Origin of the sequence: Thermotoga sp. RQ7 (assembly GCF_000832145.1) — a bacterium.
GTDB lineage: Bacteria > Thermotogota > Thermotogae > Thermotogales > Thermotogaceae > Thermotoga > Thermotoga neapolitana.
The window spans coordinates 1,463,709-1,476,666 of record NZ_CP007633.1; the positions used below are offsets into that span (position 1 = coordinate 1,463,709).

Annotated in this window: 14 protein-coding genes; 10 read left to right on the forward strand and 4 right to left on the reverse strand. The window is 47.9% G+C overall.

Annotation, left to right across the window (positions count from 1 at the left end; all coding sequences use genetic code 11):
• Positions 1–8: 8 nt before the first annotated feature.
• From TRQ7_RS07540 to TRQ7_RS07550, 3 genes are read right to left on the reverse strand one after another with little or no spacing between them, the layout of a single operon-like run.
• A complete protein-coding gene (locus TRQ7_RS07540) occupies positions 9–362 on the reverse strand; it encodes a response regulator (RefSeq protein WP_015919722.1) in 354 nt (117 codons plus the stop codon).
• Positions 359–2,632 (reverse strand): sensor histidine kinase, encoded by a 2,274-nt coding sequence (locus tag TRQ7_RS07545; protein ID WP_041844358.1) that lies wholly within the window; start codon positions 2,630–2,632, stop codon positions 359–361. Before TRQ7_RS07545 ends, TRQ7_RS07540 begins: the two co-directional genes overlap by 4 nt.
• Complete coding sequence (locus TRQ7_RS07550) at positions 2,565–3,065, reverse strand: Mut7-C RNAse domain-containing protein (RefSeq protein ID WP_041844359.1); 501 nt, start codon at positions 3,063–3,065, stop codon at positions 2,565–2,567. The genes TRQ7_RS07545 and TRQ7_RS07550 overlap by 68 nt, the downstream gene beginning before the upstream one ends.
• Positions 3,066–3,127: 62 nt before the next feature.
• Here TRQ7_RS07550 and TRQ7_RS07555 point away from each other — a divergent pair, with 62 nt between their 5' ends.
• The 10 genes from TRQ7_RS07555 to TRQ7_RS07600 are packed head-to-tail and all read left to right on the forward strand — an operon-like array spanning position 3,128 to position 11,510.
• Positions 3,128–4,552, forward strand: coding sequence for an RtcB family protein (locus tag TRQ7_RS07555; protein ID WP_015919725.1), 1,425 nt, complete (start codon positions 3,128–3,130; stop codon positions 4,550–4,552).
• A 4-nt stretch (positions 4,553–4,556) separates the two neighbouring features.
• Positions 4,557–4,952 (forward strand): SoxR reducing system RseC family protein, encoded by a 396-nt coding sequence (locus TRQ7_RS07560; RefSeq protein WP_015919726.1) that lies wholly within the window; start codon positions 4,557–4,559, stop codon positions 4,950–4,952.
• A gap of 11 nt (positions 4,953–4,963) precedes the next feature.
• A complete protein-coding gene (locus TRQ7_RS07565) occupies positions 4,964–5,308 on the forward strand; it encodes a DRTGG domain-containing protein (protein ID WP_015919727.1) in 345 nt (114 codons plus the stop codon).
• Between the two features lies 1 nt (position 5,309).
• Positions 5,310–6,260 carry a CBS domain-containing protein gene (locus tag TRQ7_RS07570; RefSeq protein WP_015919728.1) on the forward strand — a complete coding sequence of 317 codons (951 nt, stop codon included), beginning with the start codon at positions 5,310–5,312 and terminating at the stop codon, positions 6,258–6,260.
• Entirely contained in the window at positions 6,238–6,567 is a 330-nt protein-coding gene (locus TRQ7_RS07575; protein ID WP_041844360.1) for a DRTGG domain-containing protein, read from the forward strand. Before TRQ7_RS07570 ends, TRQ7_RS07575 begins: the two co-directional genes overlap by 23 nt.
• Positions 6,564–7,253 carry a PHP-associated domain-containing protein gene (locus tag TRQ7_RS07580; protein ID WP_015919730.1) on the forward strand — a complete coding sequence of 230 codons (690 nt, stop codon included), beginning with the start codon at positions 6,564–6,566 and terminating at the stop codon, positions 7,251–7,253. The genes TRQ7_RS07575 and TRQ7_RS07580 overlap by 4 nt, the downstream gene beginning before the upstream one ends.
• Positions 7,247–8,662, forward strand: coding sequence for a glutamate--tRNA ligase (gene gltX, locus TRQ7_RS07585; protein WP_015919731.1), 1,416 nt, complete (start codon positions 7,247–7,249; stop codon positions 8,660–8,662). Before TRQ7_RS07580 ends, gltX begins: the two co-directional genes overlap by 7 nt.
• Entirely contained in the window at positions 8,659–9,432 is a 774-nt protein-coding gene (locus tag TRQ7_RS07590; protein WP_015919732.1) for an alpha/beta hydrolase, read from the forward strand. Before gltX ends, TRQ7_RS07590 begins: the two co-directional genes overlap by 4 nt.
• A gap of 1 nt (position 9,433) precedes the next feature.
• The gene (locus TRQ7_RS07595; RefSeq protein ID WP_015919733.1) at positions 9,434–10,450 is read left to right on the forward strand and encodes an AI-2E family transporter; all 1,017 of its coding nucleotides are present in this window, start codon (positions 9,434–9,436) and stop codon (positions 10,448–10,450) included.
• A 13-nt stretch (positions 10,451–10,463) separates the two neighbouring features.
• Positions 10,464–11,510 carry a tetratricopeptide repeat protein gene (locus tag TRQ7_RS07600; protein ID WP_083941468.1) on the forward strand — a complete coding sequence of 349 codons (1,047 nt, stop codon included), beginning with the start codon at positions 10,464–10,466 and terminating at the stop codon, positions 11,508–11,510.
• Here TRQ7_RS07600 and guaB read toward each other — a convergent pair.
• Positions 11,501–12,949 (reverse strand): IMP dehydrogenase, encoded by a 1,449-nt coding sequence (guaB, locus tag TRQ7_RS07605; protein WP_038067689.1) that lies wholly within the window; start codon positions 12,947–12,949, stop codon positions 11,501–11,503. The two genes, TRQ7_RS07600 and guaB, sit on opposite strands and share 10 nt — an antisense overlap.
• Between the last annotated feature and the right edge of the window lie 9 nt (positions 12,950–12,958).

Genomic DNA, 12,958 nt, shown 5'->3' on the forward strand with positions numbered 1-12,958 from the left:
CTCCTGCGTCACGAGAGTAGTTTCTTCACCTTTTCTTTCAATTCATCGAAATTAAACGATTTCACAACGTATTCATCGGCAGCCCACGAGGAAAGGTCCGACCTGTAATGAGAATACGCGGTGAGCAGGATGATTCTGGCGTCCTTTTTCATCTCGCGGATCTTTCCCGCAACTTCCAGACCGTTCATACCGGGCATCTCTATGTCGAGTATCACCAGGTCGTAGTCACCTGAAGAGAACTTCTTCAGGGCTTCTTCCCCGTTTTCCGCTGCTTCCACTTCGTATCCTTCTTCTTCGAGTTCTTCTCTCAAGAGTTCTCGCATGTTGGGTTCATCGTCCACAACGAGTATTTTCTTTTTCATTCTCTCACCTCTTTTCCTGGTGTTTTTGGAATCTCAAAAATGAACATGACCCCTCCTTCGGTGTTCTCCACCCATATCTTTCCTCCGTGCTCATCCTCTACGATCTTCCTGCAAATGGGAAGCCCAAGGCCAGTTCCCTGTGTTTTGGTGGTGAAAAATGGTGAAAATATCTTTTCTTTCAATTCTTCCGGAATAGGAGGCCCTGAGTTCCAGACAGAAACCCTTGCCACGTTGTAGACATCCTCCGACTTTATTTTTATCTTACCATTTTCTCCTGTTGCCTCTATCGCATTCTGAACCAGATTTATCAACACCTGCTTTATCCTCGACCTGTCGGCCTTCACCCTCAGATCTTCGTTGTCGGTTTCAAAAAAGAAGTCTATGTTCATCTCCCTGAGTTTTTCCTCAAAGAGAACGTAAACCTCTTTTATGAGTTCGTTAAGGTTGAACTCGGAGAACTCCAGAATCTGCTCTTCCTTACTGTACTCCAGGATTTCCCTAACGATTCCCTCGAGTCTTGAGAGTTCTCCGGTGATGATGTCCACATATTTTTTCAGTGTTTCAGGATCGTCTATGTGTTTTCTCATGCGTTTCACGAAACCACCTATTATGGTAATGGGGTTTCGAATCTCGTGGGCAACCCGAGCTGTCATCTCTCCCAGAATAGAAAGCCTTTCTTTTTTCTTTCGTTCTTCTTCGTACCTGTACAGCTCGGTTACGTCATCGATTGTGATGATCACGCCCTCGAGGAGTTGTGTCTTTGTGTTTCTCAAGGGAGAAAATCTCACGTTGAAGTACTTTTCCTGGAACTTGTAGAAATTGAGAAAGACCGGCTCGTGTTCTTCCATGACACTTTCGGCGATGGCACCTATCTCTTCAAACCCGGGCAGGTTCTTCAACCTCTTTCCAAGCACCTGTTCCTTCCTGTAACCAAAGAGCACCTCCGATTTTTTGTTCCACTCTGTTATTCGACCGTCCCTGTCCAGTGTTATGATGGCGGCTTCCAGACTCTCCAGGATGCTCTCACTGAAGTTCTTGAGTTTCTCCACGAGTTCGTTTTGACGCTGAAGATCCAGGGTTTTTCTTTTCAAATCCTCGTAGTTGATGGCGTTCTCCAGGGCAAGACCCGCACTCTCCGAGAAGAGTTTCAAAACATCAAGATCCAGATCCGTGATCGGTCTTTCACTGAATTTGTTGTCCACCACAACCGCTCCGAGGGTGTCCCAGCGTCCCAGAAGAGGAAAAACAACGAAGTTTTCACTTTCGAGGGCCTCGAGGACATCTTCTGCTTCATAGCCCATTTTTCTGAGAATGTCTCTGGAGACTCTTACCGTGCTTTTTCTCAGAACTACTCTTTCGAATATGGGATGTCCTCTGTAGTAGAATCTTCTTCGTTTCAGTCTTTCACTGAAACTCGTTTCGAAAGAAAATGTGAGAGCCTCTTCCCTGAGAAACTGAACAAGATCGGTGTACCTGAGGGTCCTTCTTCTGAGGTAGCGCTTCAGTTCTTCGTGTTCCTGCCTTGTTTCCCCACCCAAGGCAGAGACGACCTCCAGGGAGTTCGTAGCATCGTTTTTTTTCAAAAGGACCGCCCGGTCGAAATTGAAAGCCCTCTCTGAAACAAGGCTCAGAAGAATCACCCGATACAGGTTGTTTGGATCGTAAACAGAGCGCATGGCCTGGCTAACGTAGTAGATTATCCTCATTCTTTTTATGTGTTCTTTCTGAATTTCCACCAGCCTTGAGTGCTCCTTCAGAGCCTCCTTCATCCTGTGTATATCCTCTTTGAAGTGCCACCTTTCGTTCAACGATTCAGCCAGTTCCAGAAACTTTCGGCAGAAGAGATTTTCTTCTTCGTCCAGATCCCTTTCTCTTGCAATGGCAAGATAAGACTTGTTCTTCAACTCCCTTATGTGAATCTTCGGGTATTTTCTCTTTATCTCATCAAGGGATAGCTTCTCTTCTCTGGAGGAAAAAGAAGTGTGAGTGTCGATAAAGAAAACCTCATCTGCGCAGAAAAGTTTTTCGATAGTCTTGAGAGATCTCCTGAAGAATTCCTCTTTTGAAAGGCGGCAGGCAAGTTTGAAGAAGGAAAAGAGTGTTCTGTAGGTGGAAAGTTTCCTGAACAGTTTCACCATGAGGGCTGAAGAAGGGTCGTATGCCACGATTGTAAAGTGCCCGATTTTGCAGGAGTACACTCCTTCAGGAACTTCTGTGTTGTCTTTCATCACCTCTATTCCCTGTATCTTCTTCAGCTCCTCCAGGGTCATGTTCTATCACTTCCTCGATCCATTTTAAATGAGATCCCTTCCAGAACACCCTCCCACATTCTGGACACTTTGAGAATTTTTCCGCACTCAAAAACACGTAGATCGGAACCCTGCCGAGCACTTCTTCTCGCCGAACCGATGTTAGTTCTTCGTTGCAGAAAGGACATCTTGGTTTTCCTGTTTTAAAACGTTCAAGGACTATTTTGAGGCCTTCCTCTTCTGTGGTGACAAGCAGACACTCGTGGTTGTATTTCTCGAAGAAGCGGGCAAAAATTCTGTTTCTTGTGAGAAGAACCCTTTTTTCTTTTCTGCAGAACACAAGAGCTTCCGCTGGTGTCTTTGCCTGGCAGACTGCAACGTCCAGTCCGAGCGTTCTCATTTTCTTCGCCAGTGAGACAAGGGACAGGTCCACAGCCAGACGATGCTCTTTCATCCTCTGCCTCCTCGTTCAATTCTATCATTTAATGATAAACTAAGAGTTGGGAGGGATGGACCATGAAGATAGAAAGACTCGATAAATACATGTGGAGGATCCCCAGAGAGGGAAAGATGAGGGTGGACGCCATTGTTTTCACGGACGCTGAGAGTGTGGATGACCCTCAATTCAGAGAGGCCATGAAACAACTTATGAACGTGGCAACGCTTCCTGGGATCGTGAAGTACGCCCTTGCCATGCCCGACATACACTGGGGTTACGGCTTCCCGATAGGTGGTGTTGCAGCTTTTGATGCAAAAGACGGAATCATCTCACCTGGAGGGGTGGGTTTCGACATAAACTGCGGTGTTCGACTGATGAAGACAGATCTCACATACGAAGATGTCAGGGATAGATTGAGGGCCATCGTCGAAGCCATTTACGAAACAGTACCCGCCGGTGTTGGTGCAAGGGGAGACATCGTCCTTGGAAAAAAAGGTCTCAGGAAGGTCCTCGTCGAGGGTGCAGAATGGGCTGTAAAGGCTGGATATGGCCTGGAAGAGGACCTTGAGAGGATAGAGGACGGTGGCAAGATACACCCCGCCGATCCCAACTATGTGTCTGAGGAAGCCTTCGAGAGGGGAAGCGACGAACTTGGAACGCTTGGAGCGGGAAATCACTTCATAGAGGTCCAGATGGTGGAGGAGATCTACGACAGGGACCTGGCAGAGTTCTTCGGCCTGGAAGTGGGTACGATAACGATCATGATACACTCTGGAAGCAGGGGTTTTGGACATCAGGTGGCGACGGACTACATAAGACTCATGAGGGACAGGCTGAAGGAACACAACAGAGATCTACCCGACAAGCAACTCATAAACGCACCGTTCGAGCATCCACTCGGCCAGGCATATTACTCTGCCATGAACTGTGCGGCAAATTACGCGTTCGCAAACAGAGAGATACTCGGGCACCTCGTCAGAAAGGCCTTCTGGAAGGTCTTCGGAAAAGACACGCGCGTGGAACTGATCTACGATGTTGCCCACAACATCGCCAAAGTGGAGGAGTACGAAATAGACGGCAAACGAAAAAAACTCGTTGTTCACAGAAAGGGTGCCACGCGCTCTCTTGGCCCTGGAAACGAAAAAGTTCCGGAAATTTACCGGGAAGTGGGACAACCCGTTATCATACCGGGTGACATGGGAACGGCTTCCTATCTTCTGATCGGCACCAGAAAGGCTGAGGAAAAGACGTTTGGATCGACAGCACACGGTGCTGGAAGGGTTCTCGGTAGATCCGCCGCTCTGAAGAGGTGGAGTTACAGGGAGATCCTCGACGAACTGGAAAGAAAGAACATCATCGTCATGAGCAAAAGTAAAAAAACGCTCGTTGAAGAAGCACCCGAGGCTTACAAGGATGTGGACAGGGTCGTACACATCGTGCACGAGATAGGTATCTCAAGGAAGATAGCCAGAATGGTACCGCTCGGTGTTGTGAAAGGGTGATTCTGTGATTGAAAGGATGTTCGTGAAGGAAGTGAAAGAAAACAAAGTGGTCGTGACCAAAGCCAGAACGAGCGCGTGTGGAAGTTGTCCGGCAAAGAGCATATGTGTTTCTGGAAATGAGATAAACCTCGAGGCAGAGTGGAATGAAAAAGAGCAGTTGAAACCTGGTGATGAAGTGATCGTGGACATTCCCGAGTACGATCCCATGAAGGTATCAGCCATCGTCTACTTTGTTCCTCTTGTGATATTCGCCGCTGTTGTGATAACTGGCTACTCTCTGAACTGGAAAGACTGGTTGACGTTCTTTTCCGCACTTGGAGGAGTCTTTGTCTATTACTCTCTTTTGCGCTTCAGAAAGAAGGACAAAAAACCTCCAAGAATCATAGGAAAAGCCACTTAGGAGGTGTTCCCGTGACTCTGGAAGAGATAGCTTCCACGATAGAAGGGGTGGTTCTCACCGGAGATGGAAAGCTGGAGATAGAAAAGGCCGTTGCAACAGATCTCATGAGTGATGTGCTGGCCTTTGCTGAGCCAGGGGTCCTTCTGATCACTGGGCTTCACTCTCCGCAGGCGGTGAGAACAGCCATGGTGGTGGGCATTCCAGCAGTTCTTTTCGTCAGAAAAAAAGACATTCCAGAAAACATCGTCAAACTTGCGGAGGAATGCAACATAGCCGTTCTGGCGACCAATCTCTCCATGTTCGAGACATGTGGAAGGTTGTTTTTGAAGGGATTAAAACCGATCAGGAGAGGATAGAATGAGTGTTTCCATCATAGACAGACTCCAGGCAGTATTCCAGGATGTGAGGGTTTCCGAGTTCATGAATCCCGATGTGGTTTACGTAACACCAGATAAAACCCTCCTTCATGTGAAGGAGATCATGCGCATCAAAAGAATTTCCGGTGTTCCGGTTGTGGACAGTGAAAAGCGCGTCGTCGGGATAGTCAGTCTGGAGGACATAATAAAGGCCCTTGAGGGAGGTTACATAAAGGACAGTGTGGAAAAACGCATGACCAGAAACGTGGTGTGTTTGAGAGAATCCGACACCCTCCAGGATACCGTGAAGACGTTTGAGAAATACGGCTATGGAAGGTTCCCCGTTGTGAACGACGAAGGAAAACTGGTCGGTATCGTCACAAAACACGACATCATATATTTCCTTCTGGCAAAACTTGGCATCATGTACCTTCACGACAAGAGGATGGAAGAGGTTCTCGAAAAGGGCACATCACTGATCACCGGGGAGACTCTGGAAAAAGGAAAGGCGGACTTCGTTTTTCACATAGATTACTTCGACGTCAACATGATAGGCATCGGCGCTTCCAGGTTGAAGAAGTTTCTTCTGGAGCGTGGTGTGGACGAGGAACTGGCAAGGAAAGTGGCAATTGCAACCTATGAGGCAGAAGCGAACGTGGTCATCCACAGCGAGTCCGATGGATACATATACTGCTTCATAGACGACGAAAAGATCACAGTGAGGGTGGAAGACAAGGGAAAGGGCATTGAAAACCTTGAACTTGCCATGAAAGAGGGGTACTCCACGGCACCCGATCACATAAGAGAACTCGGTTTTGGAGCGGGAATGGGTCTTCCAAATATGAGAAGATACTCCGATAAAATGGTCATCATCTCAGAGGTAGGAAAAGGTGTGATAGTCGAGATGGTCTTCTTCAGGAGGGATAAACGTGAGGATAGGGGAGATAGTTGAGAAACTCGGGCTGGAACACGTGTGTGGAAATCTGAACGTTGAGGTAGAGCACGGTTTCACCTGTGACCTTTTAAGTGAAGTTCTTGGAAGGGCACAGCCGTCCACTCTCTGGATCACCGTTCAGTCCCACGTGAACATAGTTGCGGTTGCCACGGTTGTCGGGATAAAAGGAATCATCCTCTGTGATGGGCACGAGTACGAAAGAGAGACGATTGAGAAGGCCAGGGAGAACGGGATAGTCCTTTTGAAGACCGACGAAAATTCCTTCGTGGTTTCCGGGAAGGTGTACGAACTGGGGTTGCGATGAAGGCAGATCTTCATGTGCACACGTGCCTTTCACCGTGCGCAGATCTTCTCATGATACCACCTGTTATCGAGAAGGCGGAAGTGGACATTCTTGGGATCGTCGATCACAACAGTGCAAGGAACGCCCTGGCTTTTTCGAAGATGAAGAAGCTTGTGATTCCTGGTGTGGAGATACAGACTGTGGAGGATGTTCATCTGCTCGGCTTCTTCGTAAATTTTGAGGATGCCCTCAAACTCACAGAAGTTTTGTACGAACATCTTCCCAGGTTGAAGCACGATCATGAGAAAATGGGATATCAGCTTCTTGTCAACGAAGATGGTGACTACATCGGATACGAAAACATGCCGCTTGGTTTTCCAGCGAATCTGACGATATCTCAGGCAGTTGATCTTGTTCTGTCCTTCAGAGGAGTGCCAGCCTACGCTCACGTTGAGAGAAGGTTCGGTGTTCTGTACCAGCTCGGTTTTTTCCCGAACCTCGATGTTCCAGTAGCCGAGGTGGTGAGTGAGGAAGGAAGATCGAAAGCGGAGGGAAGATTCAGGGTCATAGTTTCATCTGATGCACACTTTCCCGATGAGGTGGGAAGAAGGTACATAGAACTGAAGGGAAAACCGGATTCACCGAAGAAAGTTCTGGATCAGATACTGGCCGGTGAGTACACACTGGGAGGTGTTCTGGATTGGTGAGGGTGAGATTCGCTCCGAGTCCAACAGGGTTTCTGCACGTTGGTGGTGCAAGAACTGCCCTGTTCAACTTTCTGTTCGCAAGAAAAGAGAAAGGAAGGTTCGTTTTGAGAATAGAAGACACCGACCTGGAAAGGTCAGAAAGAGAGTACGAAGAAAAACTCATGGATTCCCTAAGATGGCTTGGACTCATGTGGGATGAAGGACCCGATGTGGGTGGAGATTTTGGACCGTACAGGCAGAGCGAGAGGGTGGAGATATACAGAAAATACGCGGAGATGCTTGTGAAAGAAGGAAAGGCGTACTACGTCTACGCTTATCCAGAAGAGATAGAGGAAATCAGAGAAAAACTACTTTCGGAAGGAAAACCACCTCATTACTCTCAGGATATGTTCGAAGAGTACGACACACCAGAGAGAAGGAGAGAGTACGAAGAAAAAGGTCTTTCACCTGCCGTTTTCTTCAAGATGCCGAGGAAAGACTACACTCTGAACGATGTGGTGAAGGGAGAGGTGGTTTTCAGAAAAGGTTCGATAGGGGATTTTGTGATAATGAGAAGCAACGGTCTTCCCACGTACAATTTCGCATGTGTTGTGGACGACATGCTCATGGAAATAACCCATGTGATCAGAGGGGATGATCACCTGTCGAACACGCTGCGGCAGCTTGCAATCTACGAGGCCTTTGAAAGAAAACCTCCCGTCTTTGCACACGTTTCCACCATACTGGGACCGGATGGCAAGAAACTGAGCAAAAGGCACGGAGCCACCTCTGTGGAGGCCTTCAGAGAGATGGGTTATCTTTCAGAGGCGGTGGTGAACTATCTGGCACTTCTTGGGTGGTCCCACCCGGAAGGGAAAGAGATTCTGAGCATGGAAGAACTTATCGCTTCTTTCTCACTGGACAGGCTCAGTCCGAACCCTGCCATCTTCGATCCACAGAAACTGAAGTGGATGAACGGATACTATTTGAGGAATGTGCCCATAGAAAGGCTGGTGGAACTTTCCAGGCCATTTTTCGAGAAGGCAGGCTTGAAGGTAGACGATGAGGATTATCTGAAAAAGGTCCTGGAGGTCACAAGGGAGCGGGCGGAAACCCTCGCTGATCTACCAGAGGAGGCACGCTTTTTCTTCGAAGATCCAGAGCCGATGGATATACCAGAAGAGTTGAAGCCTGCGTTTGCCTCTCTGAGGGAAGAGATTCAGAGTGTTGACTGGGAGATGGACCACATCGTAAAGATCTTCAAGAAGGTGCTGAAAAACAGCAAAATAAAGCCCAGAGATTTTTACATGACGCTGAGAAGGATTCTCACCGGAAAAGACGAAGGACCGGAACTTGTGAACATAATCCCCATTCTCGGCAAAGAGGTTTTCATGAGAAGACTTGAAAGAGCACTGGGGGGAGGAACATGAACCTTCAAAAGCACGGAGAGGACTGGAAAGGAACAGTTGTGATCGTCCATGGTCTTGGTGAGCACTCCGGAAGGTACAGAAGACTGGTGAGGGAGTTTGTCTCAGAGGGTGTTCAGGTGATCACCTTCGATCTTCCCGGTCACGGAAAAGCCGAGGGAAGACGGGGGCACCTTCGATTCGAAGATGTTTTCAGGATTCTTGAAGACATCACCCGCGATCTAAAAAGATACGTTCTGTTCGGTCACAGCCTTGGTGGACTTTTGAGCATCAGATACGTTCAGCTCTTCCAGCCAGAGAACCTGAAGGGACTGGCGGTGTCTGCTCCCGCTCTTTCACTCTCGGATCCCCCACTGCCGATCCTTGTTCTTTTCGTAAAATTTCTGTCGATGTTCGTGCCATTTCTCACCATGAGCAACAACATAGATCCAAAAGACCTCTCTCGAAGCAAAGAGGCAGTGGAAGCGTACATAAAAGATCCTCTCGTTCACGACAGGATTTCGTTCAAACTTGCCTCGGATATGCTCACACACATGAAAAAGGCCCTCAGAGAAGCTGAAAAAATAACAGTCCCCGTTCTCATTCTTCATGGAACGGACGATCGTGTGGTGCCTTTTGATGGAAGCAAGAAATTCTACGAAGCGCTGAAAACGGAGAAAAAACTGGTGAGCTTTCCCGGTGGCTATCATGAACTGTTCGAGGATCCCGAGCATCAGAAGGCTTTTTACCAGACTCTGGTGGAATGGAGCGTTGAAAAACTCGGGAGGGAATGAATTGGAGAGGGTCAGAAGATTCGTTGAAGACAAGGCGTTCTTCTTCACCACTTTATACGTTCTGATATCTTTTCTGGTGTTCAAGGTGTTTCCAGAAGTTTTTGCGGTCATCACGATGATGATATTTTTCACACTGCTACTGGATCCCGTTGTGCGATTTTTCGAGAAGATGAGGCTTGGAAAACGGGTTTCCCGTGTTGTGGCACTTCTGTTGTTCTTTTTCGTGGTAGTCTACTCTCTCTATGTTATCATTCCTCCTGTGTTCAACGAGTTCGGCAATTTCATCGAGTTCATAACGGGTGTTTTTGAGAACAAGGTGTGGAGAGATTATGTGAGATCGCCCGAGCTGGTTCCCGTCTTCGACAAGATAATGACGTTCCTTGAGCCAAAGCTCAACGATCTATTGAACTACGTCTTCTCGCTGGTGACCACCAATTTCCTCTCCGTTACCACCGTGGTGGTGTTCACACTGTTTGGGCTTGGCTATACCATCTTCTACGTACGTGAGATTGCCGATTTCTTCGTTGCGATCTATCCAAAGAGTGCCAGAGAGGAAGCAAGAGACTTTCTGATCAGCGTTTACAGAAGTATGGGAAGGTACATAAGGGTGATCTTCATAAATGCCCTCATCATCGGCCTTTCGTACTGGATTGTGTTTGAGACTTTCGACCTGAAGTACAGTGCCATCATCAGCCTCTGGGCGTTCGTGACCAATTTCATACCGATAGTCGGAGTGGTTCTCGAGTACGTTCCCGTTCTGCTCTTTTCCCTCACGCTCGGGGTGAAGGGGGTTTTGCTCATCGCCCTGTTCGCTGTACTCATCCACGCTGCCGCCTTCATCGTGTTCATCCAGTTGATGAAGGGGCTGGAAAAGCTCAATCCTGTGTACATAATTCTTTCCATTCTGTTCTTTGGAAAACTCTTCGGTATGTTTGGATCCTTCGTTGGGGTACCACTTGCCCTGTTCTTCAAGGTCTTCTGGAAAAAATTCCTGGAGCCCCTTCTGGAATCGGGGTGATATCTTGCGGAGGATGGCTTTGTTTTTTCTTTTTCTTTCCTCGGTTCTTCTGGCCACTTCTCTCGATGAAATAAAGGAAGTTTCAAAAACAGACGTACAGAAAGCCATCAGCATGTTTCTGAACTATGTAAAGGAGAACCCTTCCGATCCAGGGATCGAGACAGTGGGAGAGTTCCTCTTTGCAAAAAAACGACTCGTTGAAGCTCATCCTTCACTGTCAGAAGAGATCGTCTCCGAAGACCTTCAGGAACTGGTGAAGAAGCTGAAAGATGAAACTTTCCCAGAAGAGGAAACCGATCTTCTGAAGAGAGTTTTCCCAAATCTGGAATCGTTTGTAAGAAGCCTTCAGAGTCTAAGTGATATACTTGAGTTCCCGTTCTTCTGGAAGCTGAACGTTCCCCTGGAGATAGAAAACCCGGACGCTTTCGCAGAAGAACTCATCAATAGATTCTTTGAAAACCCATTCCTGTTCTCTTACGAAGTGATCACCGCTCTTTCAAAGATCAAAAACGCAGAAGAAATAGGTCTTGCCATTGTGCAGAAGATAGAGAATCTGCCGCTCGAAGAGGAAAAATATCCGTATTTTCTGAGACTCTTTGAGATCGCAAGGGCCATGGGATACGATCGACCAAGCACACTGGAGGAGGAGATCAGAAAGTACTTCTCTTTGATGGCAAGACTGAATTCTTCCCTCTCTTCCGAAGACTCAAAAGAGATCGTCTCTGAATACGAAAGTCTCACCATTCCAAAAGAGAATCTCAGAAAGAAAATGGTTTCCCTCTTCAACGAAAGGAAAGATAGAACAGTCCATAAGACTCAATACATCTACTTTCTCCTGCTTTTGCCTGTTTTTTTGATATTTTCAACGAGATTCAGGGCGTTTCTTTACAGAACCCTCGGTTTGAAAAAAAGAGCAGCTTCGCTCTATTTGAAGCTGCTCCAGAAGAGTCCAGAGAACGTGAAACTCAGATTGAAACTTGCCAGACTTTACGAAGAACTCGGCATGCATGAGAAGGCAATGGAAGAATACGAGATCATAAAGAAACTCTCTCAGGTTTGAATCCAGTAGTTCGGTGCTTCTTTCGTTATGATGATGTCGTGCGGATGGCTTTCCTTCACACCAGCGGGTGTGACTCTGATGAAGACGGCCTTTTCCTGAAGTTCCTTTATCGTCCTGGCTCCCACGTATCCCATACCGGACTTCAGGCCACCGATCAACTGATGCACCACATCCTTCACGGTGCCCTTGTACGGTACCATGCCCTCTATTCCCTCTGGAACGAACTTGTTCTCCCCTTCCTGACCGTATCTGTCGGCACTGCCAGACTTCATGGCACCGAGGCTTCCCATTCCCCTGTAAGCCTTGTATTTTCTTCCCTGATACAGTATCGTTTCTCCCGGAGCTTCCTCTGTTCCTGCAAAGATACTTCCAACCATCACACTCTCGGCACCAGCCGCCAGGGCCTTTACGATGTCACCGGAGTATCGGATTCCTCCATCTGCTATGATCGGAACATCGTATTTTCTGGCAACTTCGGAACATTCCATGATGGCAGTGAGCTGTGGAACTCCGACGCCCGCAACAACCCTTGTGGTACATATGGAGCCAGGTCCAACTCCAACTTTCACCGCATCTGCCCCTGCCTTTATGAGCGCCTCGGTTCCTTCGGGCGTGGCCACATTTCCAGCCACAACTGGCAGATCCGGATAGTCAGCCTTTATCATCTCGAGAGTCTCGATCACTCTCTTTGAGTGTCCGTGTGCTGTATCTATGACGACAACGTCCACCCCTGCCTTGACCAGCTTTTCCACTCTCTCCATAGTGTCGGGACCTGTTCCAACGGCGGCACCAACGAGGAGTCTTCCTTTATCGTCCCTTGCAGCGTTCGGGTGTTCTATCACGCTCAAGATATCTTTGATGGTGATCAGACCAACGAGTTTGTTATCTCTGGAAACAAGGGGCAGTTTCTCTATCCTGTGTTCGTGAAGGATCTCCTTTGCCTTCTCAAGGGAGATATCAGGCGGTGCCACGATGAGCTTTTCTCTTGGTGTCATCAGGTCCTTTATCTTCTTAGAGAGGTTTCTTTCGAACCTGATATCCCTGTTTGTGAGAAGGCCGACGAGTTTTCCCTCTTCGTCCACGACAGGAAGGCCACCTATTTTGTACTCCGACATGAGATCAACTGCCTCTTTCACGGTCATATCCGGTGTCACCGTTATGGGGTCGTAGATGATGCCGTTTTCTGTCTTTTTCACAATCGATACCTGGTGAGCCTGTTCTTCTGGAGAGAGGTTCCTGTGTATGATCCCTATTCCTCCCTCTCTTGCCAGAGCCTTTGCAAGGGCAGCCTCTGTAACGGTGTCCATCGCAGCGCTCACAAGGGGTATGTTTATCCGAATCTGCCTGGTGAGTCTCGTCTGTGTTTTCACGTCTTTTGGAAGTACTTCACTGTACTGGGGAACAAGCAACACGTCGTCGAACGTTAAGGCCTCTTTCATCACATCCCT